This window comes from Streptomyces sp. NPDC039480, assembly GCF_055597165.1.
This window is the reverse complement of the sequence record NZ_JBVITX010000001.1, coordinates 274,251-291,844: the sequence shown is the minus strand read 5'-3', so window position 1 is coordinate 291,844 and position 17,594 is coordinate 274,251. Positions and strand designations below refer to the sequence as shown.

The 17,594-nt window shown below is 70.2% G+C and carries 14 protein-coding genes; 3 read left to right on the top strand and 11 right to left on the bottom strand.

The window, feature by feature from the left end; genetic code table 11:
• Nucleotides 1-35 precede the first annotated feature (35 nt).
• From ACZ56E_RS01265 to ACZ56E_RS01250, 4 genes are all read right to left on the bottom strand, one after another.
• Nucleotides 36-698: a response regulator gene (locus tag ACZ56E_RS01265; protein ID WP_471209539.1), complete on the bottom strand. Its 663-nt coding sequence runs from the start codon at nucleotides 696-698 to the stop codon at nucleotides 36-38.
• Entirely contained in the window at nucleotides 695-1,471 is a 777-nt protein-coding gene (locus tag ACZ56E_RS01260; protein ID WP_471209536.1) for a sensor histidine kinase, read from the bottom strand. Before ACZ56E_RS01260 ends, ACZ56E_RS01265 begins: the two co-directional genes overlap by 4 nt.
• A gap of 2,611 nt (nucleotides 1,472-4,082) precedes the next feature.
• On the bottom strand, nucleotides 4,083-5,276 hold the full coding sequence (locus tag ACZ56E_RS01255) for an MBL fold metallo-hydrolase (RefSeq protein WP_471209533.1): 1,194 nt from the start codon (nucleotides 5,274-5,276) through the stop codon (nucleotides 4,083-4,085).
• A gap of 200 nt (nucleotides 5,277-5,476) precedes the next feature.
• On the bottom strand, nucleotides 5,477-6,196 hold the full coding sequence (locus ACZ56E_RS01250; RefSeq protein ID WP_471209531.1) for a GAF and ANTAR domain-containing protein: 720 nt from the start codon (nucleotides 6,194-6,196) through the stop codon (nucleotides 5,477-5,479).
• A gap of 343 nt (nucleotides 6,197-6,539) precedes the next feature.
• Between ACZ56E_RS01250 and ACZ56E_RS01245 the strand changes: the two genes are divergently transcribed.
• A complete protein-coding gene (locus ACZ56E_RS01245; RefSeq protein ID WP_471209528.1) occupies nucleotides 6,540-7,340 on the top strand; it encodes an SDR family oxidoreductase in 801 nt (266 codons plus the stop codon).
• 20 nt (nucleotides 7,341-7,360) lie between these two features.
• Here the strand turns inward: ACZ56E_RS01245 and ACZ56E_RS01240 are convergent, their stop codons facing one another.
• The 3 genes from ACZ56E_RS01240 to ACZ56E_RS01230 all read right to left on the bottom strand — a co-directional run bounded on the left by ACZ56E_RS01240 (nucleotide 7,361) and on the right by ACZ56E_RS01230 (nucleotide 11,437).
• A complete protein-coding gene (locus tag ACZ56E_RS01240) occupies nucleotides 7,361-8,257 on the bottom strand; it encodes a LysR family transcriptional regulator (RefSeq protein ID WP_471209525.1) in 897 nt (298 codons plus the stop codon).
• 82 nt (nucleotides 8,258-8,339) lie between these two features.
• The gene (locus tag ACZ56E_RS01235; RefSeq protein WP_468603801.1) at nucleotides 8,340-9,173 is read right to left on the bottom strand and encodes an SGNH/GDSL hydrolase family protein; all 834 of its coding nucleotides are present in this window, start codon (nucleotides 9,171-9,173) and stop codon (nucleotides 8,340-8,342) included.
• Nucleotides 9,174-9,346: 173 nt separating this feature from the next.
• Entirely contained in the window at nucleotides 9,347-11,437 is a 2,091-nt protein-coding gene (locus tag ACZ56E_RS01230; RefSeq protein WP_471209522.1) for an alpha-galactosidase, read from the bottom strand.
• A 152-nt stretch (nucleotides 11,438-11,589) separates the two neighbouring features.
• Between ACZ56E_RS01230 and ACZ56E_RS01225 the strand changes: the two genes are divergently transcribed.
• Nucleotides 11,590-12,396 carry an ArsR/SmtB family transcription factor gene (locus tag ACZ56E_RS01225; RefSeq protein ID WP_471209519.1) on the top strand — a complete coding sequence of 269 codons (807 nt, stop codon included), beginning with the start codon at nucleotides 11,590-11,592 and terminating at the stop codon, nucleotides 12,394-12,396.
• Between the two features lie 88 nt (nucleotides 12,397-12,484).
• Complete coding sequence (locus ACZ56E_RS01220; RefSeq protein WP_468603795.1) at nucleotides 12,485-13,309, top strand: tyrosine-protein phosphatase; 825 nt, start codon at nucleotides 12,485-12,487, stop codon at nucleotides 13,307-13,309.
• 55 nt (nucleotides 13,310-13,364) lie between these two features.
• Here ACZ56E_RS01220 and ACZ56E_RS01215 read toward each other — a convergent pair whose 3' ends face one another.
• From ACZ56E_RS01215 to dxs, 4 genes are all read right to left on the bottom strand, one after another.
• Entirely contained in the window at nucleotides 13,365-13,481 is a 117-nt protein-coding gene (locus tag ACZ56E_RS01215) for a DUF6126 family protein (RefSeq protein WP_361169991.1), read from the bottom strand.
• Between the two features lie 53 nt (nucleotides 13,482-13,534).
• Complete coding sequence (locus ACZ56E_RS01210; RefSeq protein ID WP_471209515.1) at nucleotides 13,535-14,170, bottom strand: helix-turn-helix domain-containing protein; 636 nt, start codon at nucleotides 14,168-14,170, stop codon at nucleotides 13,535-13,537.
• 88 nt (nucleotides 14,171-14,258) lie between these two features.
• Nucleotides 14,259-15,644 (bottom strand): aspartate aminotransferase family protein, encoded by a 1,386-nt coding sequence (locus tag ACZ56E_RS01205; RefSeq protein ID WP_471209512.1) that lies wholly within the window; start codon nucleotides 15,642-15,644, stop codon nucleotides 14,259-14,261.
• Nucleotides 15,641-17,551, bottom strand: coding sequence for a 1-deoxy-D-xylulose-5-phosphate synthase (gene dxs / locus ACZ56E_RS01200; RefSeq protein WP_471209510.1), 1,911 nt, complete (start codon nucleotides 17,549-17,551; stop codon nucleotides 15,641-15,643). The genes ACZ56E_RS01205 and dxs overlap by 4 nt, the downstream gene beginning before the upstream one ends.
• Nucleotides 17,552-17,594: the final 43 nt, after the last annotated feature.

Here is a 17,594-nt window from a genome sequence, read left to right as displayed (position 1 = left end):
TGGGGCTCCGGGCCCGACCGGGTCCCGCCCTGTCATCAGGCACCCAGTCCGGCGTCCCGGGCCCGCACCACGGCAGCCGCCCGGTCGCTCACCTGGAGTTTCGCGAAGACGTGCGAGACGTGGTTGCGCACGGTCTTCTCGGCCAGCACCAGTTCGCGGGCGATCCGCCGGTTCGTGTAGCCACGGGCGACCAGATCGAGGATCTGGCGCTCGCGTTCCGTGAGCTGTGGGAAGGCGGCACGGCTGGGCATCTCGTGGACGGCGGAGAAGTAGCCGCTCAGTCGCGCGGCGACGGTCGGGCTGAACACCGCGCCCTTCAGGGCGACGGTGCGCACCGCCCTGATGAGTTCGGCCCGAGGCGCGCCCTTGAGGAGGTAGCCGTGCGCGCCCGCCCTGAGCGCCGCGACGACCATGTCGTCGTCGTCCGTCACGGACATCATCAGGACACGCGGGGCGTCGGCGCCGGGTTGGTGGGCGGCCGCGATGTCCGCCATCGCCGCGACACCGGACAGACCAGGCATCTGAACGTCCATCAGGATCACGTCGGCACCGATCTTTTCGTGCACGAGAGCCTGCACGGCCTCCTCGCCGCTATTCGCCTCGCCGACCACGTCCATGTCTTCGACGTCCTCCATCGCGAGCCGTACGCCCGCGCGGAACAACGGATGGTCGTCCACCAGGAAAACTCGTATGGTCATGCCTCACTCCGGGGCAGCCCCGCGCGGACGAGGGTGCCGGGTCTGCCGTCGGGCCGCGGCAGCACCTCGCAGCGCCCGCCCACGTCCTGCGCCCGGTGTGCCATGGACGCGAGACCGACGCCGCGCCGGCAGGCGCCCGCGCCCGGTGGCCCGCTCCCGTCGTCGGTCACCTCCAGCGTCACCCAGCCGTCCTGATCGGTCAGTCGCACGGTGACGGTCCGCGCCCCCGCGTGGCGCAGGACGTTCGTCAGCGACTCGGAGGCGATGCGGTAGGCGGCGAGTTCGGTTGCGAAGGACAGCCTCCGCGCCGGTTCGGGCCCCCGCAGTTCGACGCGTACGTCGAGCTTCCCGTCGACGCTCGCGCGGTGCGCCAGACGGCGCAGGGCTCCGTGGATTCCGCCGCCGTCCAGGTCCGGAGGGCGCAGGTCGTCGATGATGCGCCGGATGTCGTCCACGGTGCGGGCGGTCTCAGCTGCGGCGTCCAGGATGAGCTGACGGGTGCCCGGCTGGGCGACCCGTTCGGCCGCGACGTCGAGGCGCAGTCTGATGCCCGCGAGCGCCGGACCGAGGCTGTCGTGGAGGTCGGTCCGGAGCCGACTGCGCTCGTCCTCCCGGGCAGCGACCAACTGCTCTCCTACTCCGTCGGCGGCCGCCACCCCCTGGTGTGCCAGGCGCCACTGTGGCAGCCTGCCCCAGGTATGCCCCATGATGCCCAGGAAGCACAGGGCGACGGAGACCCCGACGGCCGGGTCGAGGCCCGAGGGCCTGGGCATGACCCCGAGCAGACCGAAGGCAACGAGACAGACCACGAGGACCAGGCCCGTTGCCACCCACGCCCGTAACACGGAGGACGATAACCCCTCCCCCCGAACGCCGCTGTGTTCAGAGCTCCCCTTCTGAATCCTTCTCCCCCGAAGCATTCTCATGCCACCCAAGTTAACTCTTCTTTGGTCGACGAGGGAGACAGGATCCGGCCTTGCCGGGAAGACGCGCTTCCCATCCTGAGCACCGTGCCTTTTCCCGTTGACAGACGGGGCGTCGGGGTGCAAGCCCAGCATCACCGGGTTCAGTGCGAAGTCGACGAGGGCAACCATCTCGGTACCCGCACTCTGGCGCCATATGCCTTCGATGGAGTGCTCCATTGGTTGACCCAGTCCAACTCGCCGTACTTCGGGTTTCCTTGGGCGTGCTGGGGGTAACGCGCGAAGGAGAAAAGGGGAGTTAACAGCTCCGGTTCTCGTGGAGCGCTCCACATCCTGCCGAGTCAGGTGGGAGATTGTGTACGCGGCCAGTTGATCCCTCGTTCGCCGCAGCAGGCAGAGGGATGCCGACGGTAGACGTGGCATGGACGGTCACCGGTTCACACCGTTCGAGCCGTACGCACCCTGGTCGTCGTCTTCCGGTCGGGGAAGCGCCTCTTCCACGGGTCCTCGATCACGCGCTCGCTCGATCAAGACTTGCAAGGCGTCGTACGGGATAGGGCGAGGGAGCACTTTCCGGCAAGGTGCTGATCCGCCTCTATTTCCCGTGCCGGCGCCTTCAAGTTCACGGCTCGCCCCGGTATTCAAAGATCGGCATGGTGGGAGACCACATTCGGCCTCCGGTTCCCGGATCGGGACTCGGCCACCACCGTCGTCGCTGAAGGTCGCGGCTCCCCTTGGCACGTTGCAGGGGTACGCCCAGCCTGCCCCGTCCTGCGAGCTCAGCGCTCCCCACAGCGTGTGCGGACTACAACCCGAGACGAACCCGCAACTGCAGAACTTCTTGTCGGCGTGTCACGACACCTGAGCGACACCTGAGCATCGGCCTTGAACTCGACCACGAGGGCGGTATCAAGGTGGTGTCCGAGAAAATCCCGCCTTCGACGATCTCTACCAATGTGCCGACAGCATTCTCAGTAACGTCACACCTGAACCGCTTGAAATGATGGCTCTCACGATTCTCAGCATGACCACCATCATGCCGATCACCATCTCGACGGCAAGGTAGGAGTGTGCGGCACTCGGACCCGAAGAACTCGCGGCCCGGGTGCTCTTCAATCCCAAGGAGGAGGTGACTGCGACGGCTGGGATACCGAGGACGAGATCCGGTGTGGAGAACGGAAGCGGGTGGACCATGCCGTCTCCCAAGGACTTCTGCTGCGATCTGTCGTCACCATGTTCGGATGCCAGGAGCGAGCATTCCTCTTCGGGCGATCGCTCGACGGTTCGCCAGTAATCAACTCTTCGTACCAACAGCATTCCTGCGAAGGCTGTTACGAAATGGCGAGGCAGGAGAAGCATCCAACATCGGCACCGACTACTCCATGCTCGAAACTGCAGGAAACGTCTGCGTTGAGCCGGCATGCAGGTTCAAGAAGTACGTGTCCTCCGGCAGGCAGACGCCACCGAGGAAGCAGCCCTCAGCACCAGCGCTTCGCAAGATATTCTCGCCGAACTGCGACAGGAAATCGGGAGGCGACGCTATGACCAGTGGGGCTGGAAAGGAAAAGGGCGCGGTTGCGGGGGTGCAGGCCCTCGTCGGTGCGGACCACTCGGCGCTCGTTCGCCAAACCGTCACTGAGGCCGGCCGCGGGGTTGGCCGGTCACGTTCTCCAAGCGCTGGTATCCCGCTGGTATCCGCAGCTCTCCGCATCGGCGGTCGGACCGACACCATGGGCTCCGAGCTAAGGGCCCTGATGCCCGGAAGTTCCCTCTGGCCGTTGCCACATGGGCACAGTGCCTCGGTGACAGGTGGGAACCCGAATCGTCGCCCGGTAGAACATCCCATACGCGGTCTCCGAGTGCAGCGCGCCTCAGCAGACCTGAGCGCCGCCTGGCGAGGGGACCGGAAACAGACCAACAGCGTGCGGTGCGGGAGCACTTGGAACTACTGGAATCGGCGGGCCCCTGAGGCCGGGTGAAGCACCGTGACCATGACGTGACACTGTACGCACGCCTGATCGAGGCGCTGCCGGTGGCGAACGCTCTTCCCCTCCCCCCCCGGTACCATCGCTGATCGGCGATGGGGCTAGACGTTAACGCCCGGCGTGCGGCGAACGGCGCTGAAGAGTTCATCGCGGACGGAAGGCGACGCCGAAGTGCCGGGCGCGGGCCGGAGAGTACGGAGAGGGCGCCTGCGGCCCCGCTGTGGTTGGCGCATAGGCCCTTAGGACGCCCGTCGCGTGGCCAGCGAGGTCCTCGCCCGTGTGCAGCCCGCACATCGAACGCGCCTACCGCGAACGAGGCCCGATCCGCTCCGTCCACCAGCGCCCGGCACATCGCGTACGTCGGATCGGTCCGCCAATCTCTCACACCAAACTGCAGCTCAGCGATCGACGATGCGCGTTCGGACCACAACTCGCGACGGATCCTCCCCATTCGGCAAGGACGTGCCCGATCGAAGTCACCGCTCGCCCGCGAGATCGAGATCGTCGCTGCGCGGCTCGGCAACGATCTCGGCATGCCGGGGGCGACGCCACGGCTGAGCGATCGAATGCGACACAGCCCGCCACCACAGCGTGCCGGGCAGCGCCCCCGCCCCCGGCTCGAAGGGCTCGCCGGGGCAGGGCAGCGCGATGGGGGCGTCCGCCAGGCGCGCCGCCGCGACCGTGCCCTCCCCCGGCTCCGACCAGGCGTGCGGGGCGAGGTTGAACGTCCCCCAGTGAATCGGCAGGAGCACCCCGCGCGGCTCACCGCCCTGGAGGTCCAGGTGCGCCCGCACGCCTTCCTCGGGCGTCATGTGGATGTCCGGCCAGAATTCGCTGTAGGCACCGATCTGGATCATCGTGACGTCGAACGGGCCGTGCGCGGCGCCGATGTCCTGGAAGCCCTGGAAGTAGCCGGTGTCCCCGCTGTGGAAGACGCGGTGCTCCGACCCCGCCACCACCCAGGACGCCCACAGCGTGTGCTGCTGGTTGCGCAGGCCCCGGCCGCAGAAGTGGCGTGCGGGGGTGGCGGTGAGGGTCAGCCCTGCCACCTTCGCCGTCTCGTGCCAGTCCAGCTCGCGGAGCCGGTCCGCGGGCACGCCCCACCGCTCCAGGTGGGCGCCGACGCCGAGCGGCACCGCGAACACCGTGTCCGTAGCGGCCAGCGCCTTGATCGTGGGCATGTCCAGGTGGTCGTAGTGGTCGTGGGAGATCACGACGACGTCGACCGGGCCGAGCGTCTCCAGCGGCACCGGGACCGGGTGCAGCCGCTTGGGCCCGGCGAAGGAGAACGGCGAACACCGCCGGCCCCACACCGGGTCGAAGAGCACCCGCCGCCCATCGATCTCGACCAGGACGCTGGAGTGGCCCATCCAGGTGACCCGCAGACCGCTGACCGGCGGCTTGGCTAGGTCGGCGAGAGTGGTGGCGTGCACCGGAACCGTGCCCGCCGGCCCGCGGCGTACGCGCTCTTCCTTCCGGAAGTAGACCTTGGCGAACTCCAGGGTCGAGCCGGTCGGCCGCGTCCGTGCCCCCACGGGGTTCTGGAAGGACCCCTCGGCCACGGAGAAGTTCGGCGATCTGCGGATCCGGGCCAGCCGGGCACCCGCGGGGTCCGCTCCGAAGGCAGCGGACCGCAGCGAGCGCAGCCCGGGGATCAGGGACCGGGACACGGGACCTCCTGAGGGGGGTGGATAGGCCTCCCCATTATGTCCACCGGCACCGGGAGAGTGCCGGGCGGGCAGGCGGAGGGGTCCAGCGGGGACGACTCGCGGTCGCCCCCGCACCGGCGCGCCCACGGCGACCCGCAACCTCTCCCGCTCGTTCACCTCACCGGCCCAGTACTGGCCACTCAGGATCGAAGTACTGGCCGTCAGGGCCGGGGCCGCAGCCGACCCTCCTCGGGCGGGCGGCCGCCGATGCCCGTGATGAGTTCGCGGCACAGCTCGCGCAGCTTGATGTTGCGATTCTGCGAGGCACTGCGCAGGATGCCGAACGCCTTTTCGGCGTCACATCGCTGCTGGCCCATGATGACGCCGATGGCCTGGTCGATGACGCTGCGCGAGCGCATCGCCGTCTCCAGCTCGCTCGCGAACTTCTGGGCGTCGGCAATGCGCTGCGCCAGCGCAATCGCCCCGGTCGCCTGCGCGGCCACCACCCGCAACCCGGCGAGGTCCTCCTCGGTGAAGCCGTCCGGTTTGGGAGCGTAGAGGTTGAGGGCTCCGGTGGTGTGCGTGTGGGCGGCGATGGGCAGCGAGAGGGAGGAACGCGTGCCGCACGCCACGGCGTGGGCCGGATAGGCGCCCCACCGCGGCTCGCCCAGCATGTCCGCCACGACGACCTCGTCACCGCTGCGCAGCGCCTGCAGGCAGGGCCCGTCGTCCAGGCCGTACTGCTTCTCGTCCAGCTCATTGGCCGCACGGCCCACGCCGGCCACCGTCAGGTGCCGGCCCGCACGGCTGATGGTGATGCCGCAGCTGTCCGCCGCGACCGTGAGACTCAGCGCGTAGTTGGCCAGCGTCTCCAGGAACTCTTCCAGGGAAGCCGTCTCCAGCAGGAGATCGGTCACGAGCAGGTCGTCGTCGTACATCATCGGGGAGCCCCCTCGGGCAGGCGCCGAGCCTGCGTCGGCGATCGTCTCGGCTCTCCACCGAGCCGACGGAACGGCTGCGTCCTCACCATCGCACGCAGACGCACGGCAGCAGGCCCCTTTGCCGACCCCGGTTCTCCCGCCGAGCTGGGGGCGGAGACCGGGCAGGGGCTATAGGGATCTCCTATGGCCTCCGCTGACATTTGGTCTTTGTCGCCGGTTCTTTCGCGGCCGTACGGTGAAACAGCTCGACCAGGCGCCACCGCGATTTTCCCGAACTCGCTTACCGTGCACGCCTTTTCATATTCCGTCGGGCGGAACATCACATGCCGAGAGGACCGGTGGAATGACCACGATCGAGAACGTGACGGAAACGCGCGAATTCGCGGGAAAGCAGGCTCTGGTCACAGGCGGCTCTCGCGGGATCGGAGCGGCCGTCGTACGCCACCTCCTGGACGCGGGCGCCCAAGTGCTCACGACCGCCAGGTCGGCGACGAGCACGGTGCCGGAGGGCGCCGCCTTCGTGGCGGCCGACGTGCGGACCCGGGCCGGAGCTGAGGCGATCGCCGCGTCCGTGGAGAAGGAGCTCGGTGGAGTGGACATCCTGGTCCACAACGCGGGCGGAGGGCAGCCGTACGAAAGTACCTCCGCCATTCCCGACGAAGAGTGGCAGGACGCGCTGGAGTTGAACTACCTGGCGTCGGTGCGGCTGGACTCGCTGCTGGTACCGGGGATGCGGGACCGGCGTTCGGGGGTGATCGTGCACGTCTCCTCGGCCGCGGTCCCCGCCACACCGCCACCGTTCCTGCCCTACACGGCGGCGAAGGCGGCGCTGGAGAACTACAGCCGGGGCCTGGCCATGGAGCTCGCCCCGTTCGGGATCCGGGTCAACACGCTGCGGCCCGGCAGGGTCGCCACCCCGGGCGGCGAAGCGACGCGGGAGCAGTGGGCACGCCTCGACCCGTCGCAGGGGCAGGGGCAGCAGGAGGAACTGGGACAGGGACAGGGCGCCAGTACCGTGCCGCTGGGGCGCGACGGTCAGCCCGCCGACATCGCCGACGCCGTGCTGTTCCTCATGTCCGAGCGGGCGAGCTGGCTCACCGGAAGCAATCTGGTCGTGGACGGAGGTGAATTCCCCAGAGGGTGACGCCGGGGTGATTCCGGCCGTCAGGGCGCCGGTGAAAAGGCAGCGGAATTCGACCAGGTTTCCTGGCCGAGGAGTTCGAGCAAGGCCTTTTCCGCCGGGCCCGCGCCCTGCCGGACCACGGCGATGACGGGCTGGGAGACGACCGGCGACACCGGGCGGACATAGGGCTCGTGCCCCTGGGGCACCGCGGAGGCCGGCACGAGCGTGACGCCAAGACCGTGGGCGGCCCAGCGCACGGCCGTCGCCGTCTGGGACACGCGGGCGGCCGTGGTCGGGGTCACGTCGTTGTCCCGCAGCACGCTCAGCAGCACGCCGTCGAGCGCGCTGTCGCGGTCGAACCTCACCCACGGCTCGCCGTCCAGCTCGCGCAGCTCGACCCGGTCCGCGGCGAGTTGGCGGTGCCCGTCGGCGAGGACCACGACGAACTCCTCGTCGCCGAGGTGGTGGGCGTCGGCGGGGCTTCGCTCGCACGCCGCCATCAGGGCGAGGTCCACCACGCCCCGGCGGCACAGCCGTTCCAGCTCGGCGGAGCTCGGCTCCTCGAAGACGGTGACCTCCAGCCGGGGGAAGCGGCGGCGCAGCGCGCCCAACGCGCCCGGCAACTGCCGCGTGCCGAAGCCCATCTGCACCGCGACCACCAGCTCGCCCACCAGCTCGTCGGCACCGGCCCGCGCCGTCGCCCGCGCCCGCCGGGACGCGCTCACCGCGACCTCCGCCTCCCGCAGGAAGGCGCGGCCGACCACGGTGGGCACCAGCCCGGTCGGCGTGCGGGCGAAGAGCTGCACGCCGAGTTCGCGCTCCAGGCCGCGGATCTGCTGAGAGACCGACGGCTGTGCGACGCGCAGCAGCTCCGCCGCCGCCGTCACCGATCCCTGCTCGGCGACGGCCAGGGCGTACTCGTACTGACGAAGGCTCACCGGCCGCTGTCCCCCCTCCCTACGACGGACCGCGACCGCAGTCCGTCCCGTTGTCATCCCCCAGTCGTACGGACCCGCCCGCTCAGGAAGCGGTCCCGATCTGCAGCTTGAGGGTGTCGAGGTTGCGGAAGCCCTTCGCCTCCACATGGTCGCCGGAGCTCTCGCCCCGCAGGCGCCGCCCGATCCACGGCACCAGGTACTCGCGCGCCCAGTGGATGTCGTCGCGCCGCACCTCCAGCGTGCCGCGCGGCGGCATCGGGGGCCACGCCTGGTCGGGGTCCGCGGGCACGTCGAGGCCCAGGACCTGGCCGGCGCGCAGCGCCACGCGCGTGTGCCCCTCGGCGGAGAGGTGCAGCCGGTCGCCGTCCCAGGCCCGGCGGTCCTGCACGGTCTTGAGGGACCACAGGTCGAGCACGGGGCAGCCGTACCGGTCGGCGATGGCACGGACGTGCATGTTGTACGTGGCGATCTTGCCGCGCAGATGCTTGAGCACCGCGACGCCACGGGTGTCGAAGCCGGTGGTCACCATGACCGTGCCGACCGCCGACGAGAGGTCGGCCACGGCCCGCTCGAACCGCTCGGCGACCTCGTCGGGATCGGTGCCCGGCCGGATGATGTCGTTGCCCCCGGCGCAGAACGTCACCAGGTCGGGGGCGAGCTCCTTGGCCCGCGGCAGCTGGTCCTCGACGATCTGGTCGAGGAGCTTGCCGCGGACGGCGAGGTTGGCATACCGGAAGGTGTGCTCGGGTACCCGGTCGGCCAGCAGGACCGCGAGGCGGTCGGCCCAGCCGACGAAGGTGCCGTCGGGGCCCGGGTCGCCCACGCCTTCGGTGAAGCTGTCGCCGAGCGCTGCGTAGGAGTTGAATACGCGGTTGTTGTCGGGGCGGTGGATGAAGGTTGTCGACTCTGCGCTCACGACGTCACATCCTTCACCTCCCTAAGTGTCCTACGCCACCGTAGGGAGGGGTTGACGGTGGGTGAGATAAGCCACCGGTCAAGATTCACCCAACTCGGAATAAGTGCACGATCCACCTTTTGCCGCACGTCACGCCCGTTTTCGCAGCACGTCCCGCCCGTTTTCGCAGTACGTCACGCCCGTCGCAGCCGGAACACCGCCGCGTCCAGGTCCCCCTTGAGGCCGGTCCGCAGGCCGCGGTGGAGCAGCACCGCGCCCCGGTAGGTCTCCCCCGTGTCCGGGCAGAAATAGGCGGCCCCCGGGTCGAGCCCGCGCAGCCGCACCGGCGCCGGCTCCTCCCCGTACTCCTGCGCCCGCAGCCAGGCCAGGACGACGGACTCGTCACCGCACACGTACTGCACGGCGCTCAGGCCGTCCCCCGGCGGACGCAGCCGGTAGAGGTCGCCGAGCTGCACCACGGGCCTGATCTCCTTGTAGAGATCCACCCAGTCGCGCGCCTCGGCGAGCTCGCCCTCGGTCCACCGCGTGAGGTCGCCGCCGATGCCGAGCACCCCCGCCATGGCGCTCACGAAGCGGAAGCACAGCGAGCTGGCCCGGCCGTTCAGCTGTGTGTTGGGGCTGTCGGTGACCCAGGCGGCCATCACGCGCGCGGGGTGCAGCTGGCTGAAGCCGTGCTGGATGGCCAGCCGGTCCAGCGGGTCGGTGTTGTCGGAGGTCCACACCTGGTCGGTGCGGGAGAGGATGCCGAGGTCGATCCGTCCGCCGCCGCCCGAGCAGGACTCGAAGGCCACGGCGGGATGCGCCGCGCGGAGCCGGTCGAGCAGGTCGTACAGGGCGTGCGTATGACCCGACCACAGGTGTTGCGGGTAGGGCGCGCCGGGCCGGCCGACGTCGGTGAAGGAGCGGTTGAAGTCCCACTTCACATAGTCGATGGGTGCGCTGGAGAGGAGTTCGTCGAGCCGCCGCCACAGGTGCGCGCACACGTCCTCCCGCGTGAGGTCGAGGACGAGCTGGTTGCGGTACTCGGTGCGCGTACGGCCGGGTTGGTGCTGCACCCAGTCGGGGTGCGCGCGGTAGAGGTCGCTGTCGGGGTTGACCATCTCCGGTTCCACCCAGACGCCGAACCGCATCCCGAGCTCGTGCACCTCGTCGGCGAGCGGCCCGAGGCCGCCGGGAAAGCGGTCCGGGTTGGGGAACCAGTCGCCGAGGCCCGCCCGGTCGCTGACCCGCTCGCCGAACCACGCGTCGTCGACGACGAAGAGTTCCACGCCGAGCGCCGCGGCCCGTCGGGCGAGCCTGCGCTGCTGCCCCTCGGAGATGTCGAAGCCGGTGGCTTCCCAGGAGTTGTAGAGGACGGGGCGGGGCGTGTCGGCGTCCGGGATCACGTGCGCGCGCTGGTAGGCGTGCCAGGCACGGCTGGCGCCGCCGAAGCCGCGGTCGGTCCACAGGCCCGCGAAGACGGGGGTGACGACGGCCGTGCCCGGCGCGAGGAGCTGCTGTCCGGAGTCGTCGTGCCCGCTGCCGCCGGTGATCTGCACGGCGCCGTCCGGCAGTTGGTGCACGGAGATGCGCCACGAGCCGGACCAGGCGAGCGCGCAGCTGTAGACCTCGCCGCTCTCCTCGGTGGCGTCGCCCTCGTCGAGCGCGACCCAGGGCAGGTGGTGGTGGCCGGTGTGGCCGCGCCGGCTGCCGATGACCTTTTCGCCGTACGTGAGGTCGGCGCGCGTCAGCCGTGACTCGGCGGCCCAGCGGCCGTGCAGCTGCGAGAGGCGCCAGCGGTCCCGCCGGGGCAGGGTCCACGTCGCCGGGTCCTGGCGCAGCAGTTCGAGGTCCGGCGTGCCGAACCGGCCCTGGTGCGTGAGGACGACCTGTCGCTCGACGACGTCCCCGCGCAGCCGGTACATGAGCGTGATGGCCAGTTGGTGCACCGAGTCGAAGAAGTGGAGCTGGAGCTCGTCCTCGTCGGCCGCCGAGTTCTCGTACCGCCACTCGGTGCCGCGCACTCCGCCGCCGCGCACCGAGAGGGCCGGCGGCACGAAGCGCGGGCCGCCCTCCACCGGATACTCCTCGCGCCCGTCGAGCCGTGACTCGAAGGGCCGCTCGGGCGGCAGCGACTCGGCGGCCAGCGCCTCCGCGTCGGCGAGGGCGATCCGCGGCCCCCAGTGGAGGTGCAGGAGTTCGTCGCGTTCCGTCAGCCGCAGGGCGTAGCTGCTCCTGGGTCCGGAGAGCAACCACGTACGGCCATCGGCACCGGTCTCGATCATCAGGCCCCCGCCCGATCCATGGATTCCCACTGGGCACGTGCTCGTAGGCACATCCTGCCACCCCGCTCGCGCCTCTCCGGTTGACATGCAGCCAATGGGCTGCCCATCATTGATACGCAGCCGTTCGGCTGCATGATTGGGGGTGACGGCGGGTGGACACGGCGTTCAGGGCGCTGGCCGACCCGGTGCGGCGGCAGCTGCTCGACCGGCTGCGGGACCGCAACGGCCAGACCTTGCGCGAGCTGTGCGCGGGCCTGGACATGGCCCGCCAGTCGGTCAGCAAGCATCTGGGCGTGCTGGAGGACGCCCAGCTGGTGACCACGGTGCGGCAGGGGCGGGAGAAGCTGCACTACCTCAACGCCGCACCGATCAACGCCATCGCCGAGCGATGGATCAGCCAGTTCGACCGCGGCCGGGTCAACGCCCTCGCGGACCTGAAGAGAGCATTGGAGCAGCCCCCCATGGACAGCACAGCCAACACAGCCAGCACGGACAGCAAGACATTTGTGTACACGACGTACATCCGCACCACCCCGGAACAGCTCTGGCAGGCGCTCACCGACCCGGCCTTCACGCACCGTTACTGGGGCGTCAGCTTCGGCACCGACTGGGCGCAGGGCTCCCCGATGACCTGGACCGAGACGGGAGCCACGACCGAGGACCCTGAGCAGATCGTCCTGGTCCACGAACCGCACCGCCGGCTCGCGTACACCTGGCACACCTTCAGCCCGCAGTGGGCCGAGGCGAACGGCGTCGACGAGGAGCTGCGGGCGCGGCTCGCGAGCGAGCGCCGCTCGCGGGTCGCCTTCGACCTGGAGCCCCACGGCGACCAGGTCAAGCTCACCGTCACGCACGAGTTCGACGCCGCCGGCACCCTGCACTCCATGTGCAGCCAGGGCTGGCCGCCGATCCTCTCCAGCCTCAAGTCCCTCCTGGAGACCGGCGAACCCCTCGCGTGAAGGGTTGATTGCCCCAGGAACGCATGTCGTATCGTCAAAGGCGCACCCACCGGCGAGCCGCGCCGGCCGAAGAGCCTGAGGAGAGCCCGTGACGCAGCAGGTCCCGCCGACAGATCTGTCAGAGGTGTCAGCGCTGTCAGAGCCCGAGCTCACCGGAGTGCGCAACTTCCGTGACGTGGGCGGGCTCCCGACGGTGGACGGTCGCCGCGTCCGCCAGGGCCGCCTGTTCCGCAGCGGTCACCTCGCGCACGCCACGGCGGCCGACACCGCGTACCTCTCCTCGCTGGGCCTGCACACGATCTTCGACTTCCGCAACGCCGCAGACCAGCGCCTCGAAGGCCCGGACGTCGCGCTGCCGGGCGTGCGGAACGTGAACCTGCCGCTGACCGACCCGGCCGACGGCGCCGAGTTCTGGAAGATGGTGCGCGACGGCGACCTCGACCAGCTCCGCTCGATCCTCTCGGACGGCCGGGGCGCGGACCGGATGGAGGCGGCGTACCGCACGATCATCAAGGAGCGCACCGCCGAGCACAGCAAGGTGCTGCACGCGCTCGCCGAGGACAGCGTTCCGGCGCTGATGCACTGCGCGGCGGGCAAGGACCGCGCGGGCCTGTCCATAGCCGTCACGCTGCTCGCCGTCGGCGTGGAGCGCGACGCGATCGAGGCGGACTACCTCGAGTCGAGCGTGAAGCACCGCCGCTACAAGGTGCACCGCTCGGACAGCTCCGCGAACGCGATGTCGCCCGAGGTCATGGAGCTCCTCGACCCGCTCTTCGACGCACGCGCCGAGTACCTTGCGGCGGCCTACGACACGATCGAGCAGACCTGGGGCGACGTCGACACCTATCTCTCGGAGGGCCTCAAGGTGAGCGCCGAGACCCGCGAGCGGCTCCGCGAGCGCCTGCTCGACTGAGCGGACGCCCGCTGCCGGCCCACTCCGGCCCTTACTGGTTCTTCTACCGGTTCTTCTACTGGTTCTTCGCGCCCAGCTCGAAGAGCAGGTAGATGAAGGCGGCGAAGATGTGGCCCACCGCCACGTAGATGATCAGGCGGACCCAGAGCGCCCGGGGGAACTTCTCCTCCATGGTGCTGGGCGAGGGCCGTTTCGGCTGGGCCGGTCCCTGCTGTTCCGGTTCCGTCATGTCGGGTCTCCCTGAGTGGGGCCACCGAGGCACAGCGCGGTGGCGGGGCTCTGCAGCAGTGTGTGGACGAAGAGGAGATCGACGCCGCCCCGGTCGGCGGCGGCGATCCGGTGCGGGGTCAGCGAGTCGAAGTGCGCGCTGTCCCCCGGCGCGAGGGTGTGCGCGGCGTCGCCGAGACGCAGCCGCAGCCGTCCCTTGAGGACGTACAGCCACTCCTCGCCGGGGTGCACGCGCACGATGTCGCCCTGCGCGCCGTGCGGCACGTGTACGCGCAGTGCCTGCATGCCCCGGCCCGAAGCGCCCGCCTGCCAGTAGGTCCAGCCGCCGGCGACAGTCGGTTCCATGTCCGCCGCGCGGACGACCGCGTCCCGGTCGGCGACCGTCTCGCCGAGCAGCTCGGAGACCGTCGTACCGTAGACACGGGCGAGCGTGAGCAGCATCGGCAGCGACGGCTGGCGCTGCCCGGTCTCCAGGCGGGACAGATGGGCGGGCGAGAGCCCGGCGGTGCGGGCGGCGGCCTCCAGGGTGAGGGACGCGCGGCGGCGCAGTTCGCGCAGCTGGGGCGCGACGGCGGGCAGCGATTCGGCCGTCTCGGGCGGATCCGCCGCCCCGGCGGGCTCGGCAGGGCTCATGCCTTGATTGAGCCAGAGCCTTGCCTCTCGGGCAACTTTCTTGCCCGAGAGGCAAAATAGCTCCTACTACGGCTGCCCTGCCGGCCCCTCAGCGGTTCGCGACCGCCTGCTTCACCAGTGTCCTGCCGAAGTCCCACATCAGCCCGCCACCACTGTGCGCCTCGTCCATCACGGCGGTGAAGGCCGTCACGAACCGGTCCACCTCCCGCTCCCCCACGATCAGCGGCGGAATCAGCTTGATGACCTCCAGGTGGTCCCCGGACACCTGGGTGAGGATGCGGTGCTTCTGCAGCAGCGGTACGACGACCATCTGTGCGAAGAGTCCCTTGCGGGCGGCCTGCAGCATCGTCCAACGCCCGCGCAGCTTCAGCGACTTGGGCCGCCCGAACTCGATGCCGATCATCAGTCCGCGCCCGCGCACCTCGCTCAGGAGCTCATAACGGTCGACGAGGGCGGCGAGCCGGGACCTGAGCAGTTCCCCCGTGACCCGGGCGTTCTCGACGACCTTCTCGTCCTCCATCACCGCCAGGACGGCGAGACCCGCCGCCATGGCCTGCGCGTTCGAGCCGAAGCTCGCCGAGTGCACGAGCACCCGGTCCATCGACGAGTAGACCTTCTTGAAGATCCAGTCCTTGCCGAGCGTCGCGCCGACCGGCACATAGCCGCCCGACAGCGCCTTGGCCACGCAGACCAGGTCGGGCTCGACACCCTCCTCGTGCTGGTACGCGTAGAACTCACCGGTCCTGCCGAGGCCCGTCTGCACCTCGTCTGCGATCAGCAGCGCCTTGTGGCGGTGGAGCAGCTCCTGGGCGGCGCGCAGATATCCGGGCGGGCTCTCGTGCACACCCTTGCCCTGGATGGGCTCGACGATCAGCCCGGCGACGTCGCCCTTCTCCAACTCCCGGCGCAGCGCGCCCAGATCGCCGAGCGGGACCGCGGTGTCCGGCAGCAGCGGCGCGAAGCCGTCCCGGAACCCGTCCTCGCCGTTGACGGAGAGGGAACCGGTGGTCAGCCCGTGGAAGGCGTGCGTGCAGTAGAGCACCCGCGGTTTGCCGGTGGCGTAGCGGGCGAACTTCAGCGCCGTCTCGACGGCCTCCGTGCCGCTGTTGCCGAAGAAGACCCGGTCCAGGTGCGGGCTGTGCGTGAGCAGCCGCTCGGCGAGCAGGCCGGGCAGCGGCTGGCAGTCGAACCGGGTGAGGTCGGCGAGGGAGGCGTCGAGGACGTCGTGCAGCGCCTTGCGTACGACGGGGTGGTGCCGGCCGAGGCCCATCACGCCGAAGCCCGCGAGCATGTCGAGGTAGTCGTTGCCCTCCGCGTCCCAGAAGTACGGGCCCTCGGCCCGCTCGTAGACCTTGTCGAAGCCGATGGTGTGCAGCATGCGCGGCAGTTGGTGGTTCAGGTGCCGGGCGTGCAGTTCGTACCGCTCGGCACCCCGCTCCGCGAGGAGCCTGCCGAGGTCGAACTCCTTGGTCATACGCTGTGCTCCTTGCCGGAACCGGACGTGTGCGCGCCCTCCTTGGCCGCCAGCGTGGCGCTGATCCGGCCCGCGATCTCGACCGGGGTGAGGCCGAGGTCGGCGAGGACCTCGCCCCGCTTGGCGTGCGCGAGGAACTGCTCGGGAATGCCGAACCGCCTGACGGGGACGTCCACTTCGGCGTCGCCGAGCGCCAGCGCGACCGCCGCGCCGACCCCGGCGGCACGGCTGTTGTCCTCCACGACGGCGACGACGCGGTGCCCTGCCGCGAGCCCGGGCAGCTCGGGGTCGACCGGCTTGACCCAGCGCGGGTCGACGACGGTGCAGCGCAGCCCGCGCCCCCTGAGCAGTTCGGCGGCCTGCAGACAGACCGGCGCCATCACCCCGACCGCGACGAGCAGCACGTCCGGGTCCGGCTCCCGGGACAGCACGTCCATGCCGCCGACGCGGTCCACGGCGGGGATCTCGGGCCCCACCGACTCCTTGGGGAACCGGACGAGGGTCGGCGCGTCGTCCACGGCGACCGCTTCCCGCAGCTGCGCCCGCAGTTGCTCGGCGTCGCGCGGCGCCGCGATCCGCAGCCCCGGCACGACCTGGAGGACCGACATGTCCCACATGCCGTTGTGGGAGGCGCCGTCGACGCCGGTGACGCCCGCGCGGTCGAGCACGAAGGTGACGCCGCACCGGTGCAGCGCCACGTCCATGAGGAGTTGGTCGAAGGCTCGGTTGAGGAAGGTGGCGTACACCGCGACGACCGGATGCAGGCCGCCCGTGGCGAGCCCCGCGGCCGACACCGCGGCGTGCTGCTCGGCGATGCCGACGTCCCACACCCGGTCGGGGTAGGCCGCCGCGAACTTCGTCAGGCCGACCGGGCCGAGCATCGCCGCGGTGATGGCGACGACGTCGTCGCGCTCGGCACCGATGCGGACGATCTCGTCCCCGAACACGGAGGTCCAGGAAGGGCCGTTGGAGGGTGAGAGCGGCTCGCAGGTGAGCGGGTCCATGACGCCCACGGTGTGGAAGCGGTCCGCCTCGTCGGCGAGCGCGGGCTCGAAACCGCGGCCCTTCTCGGTCAGACAGTGGATGAGCACCGGGCCATGGAAGCGCTTGGCGCGGCGCAGCGCCGACTCGACGGCACCGATGTCGTGCCCGTCGATCGGCCCGACGTACTTGAGCCCCAGGTCCTCGAACATCCCCTGCGGCGCGAAGGCGTCCTTGAAGCCCTTCTTGGCGCCGTGCAGCGACTCGTACAGCGGCCGGCCGACGACGGGCGTTCGCTGGAGTATGTCCTTCCCCCAGGCGAGAACCCGTTCGTAGCCGTCCGTCGTGCGGAGGGTGGCGAGGTGGTCGGCGAGGCCGCCGATGGTCGGGGCGTATGAGCGTTCGTTGTCGTTGACGACGATGATCAGCGGGCGGTCCTTCGCGGCGGCGATGTTGTTCAGCGCCTCCCAGGCCATGCCCCCGGTGAGCGCCCCGTCCCCGATGACGGCGACGACGTGGCCGCGCTCGCCGAGGACCTGGCGCGCCTTGGCGAGGCCGTCGGCCCAGCCGAGCGCGGTCGACGCGTGGCTGTTCTCGACGATGTCGTGCTCGGACTCCTCCCGCGAGGGATAGCCGGAGAGGCCGCCCTTGCCGCGCAGCTTGGAGAAGTCCTGCCGACCGGTGAGCAGCTTGTGCACATAGCTCTGGTGGCCGGTGTCCCACACGAGCCGGTCGACCGGCGAATCGAAGACCCGGTGGAGGGCGATGGAGAGCTCCACCACCCCGAGGTTGGGCCCGAGATGGCCCCCTGTCCTGGCGACCGCGTGCACCAGGAACTCCCTGATCTCCCCCGCCAGTTCGTCGAGCTCTGCCCCGGAGAGCCTCTTCAGGTCCCGTGGCCCCCGAATGGTGTCGAGAATGGTCATGCTCGAGCCCCCTCTCTGCTCGTTCTCAGCTCACGGTGACAGG

Bases quoted from the DNA above. Each gene is read 5' to 3' on its own strand.
- ACZ56E_RS01265 (WP_471209539.1), bottom strand. From the start codon at position 698: ATGACCATACGAGTTTTCCTGGTGGACGACCATCCGTTGTTCCGCGCG.
- ACZ56E_RS01260 (WP_471209536.1), bottom strand. From the start codon at position 1,471: ATGCCCAGGCCCTCGGGCCTCGACCCGGCCGTCGGGGTCTCCGTCGCC.
- ACZ56E_RS01250 (WP_471209531.1), bottom strand. From the start codon at position 6,196: ATGATGTACGACGACGACCTGCTCGTGACCGATCTCCTGCTGGAGACG.
- ACZ56E_RS01245 (WP_471209528.1), top strand. From the start codon at position 6,540: ATGACCACGATCGAGAACGTGACGGAAACGCGCGAATTCGCGGGAAAG.
- ACZ56E_RS01230 (WP_471209522.1), bottom strand. From the start codon at position 11,437: ATGATCGAGACCGGTGCCGATGGCCGTACGTGGTTGCTCTCCGGACCC.
- ACZ56E_RS01215 (WP_361169991.1), bottom strand. From the start codon at position 13,481: ATGGAGGAGAAGTTCCCCCGGGCGCTCTGGGTCCGCCTGATCATCTAC.
- ACZ56E_RS01210 (WP_471209515.1), bottom strand. From the start codon at position 14,170: ATGAGCCCTGCCGAGCCCGCCGGGGCGGCGGATCCGCCCGAGACGGCC.
- ACZ56E_RS01205 (WP_471209512.1), bottom strand. From the start codon at position 15,644: ATGACCAAGGAGTTCGACCTCGGCAGGCTCCTCGCGGAGCGGGGTGCC.
- dxs (WP_471209510.1), bottom strand. From the start codon at position 17,551: ATGACCATTCTCGACACCATTCGGGGGCCACGGGACCTGAAGAGGCTC.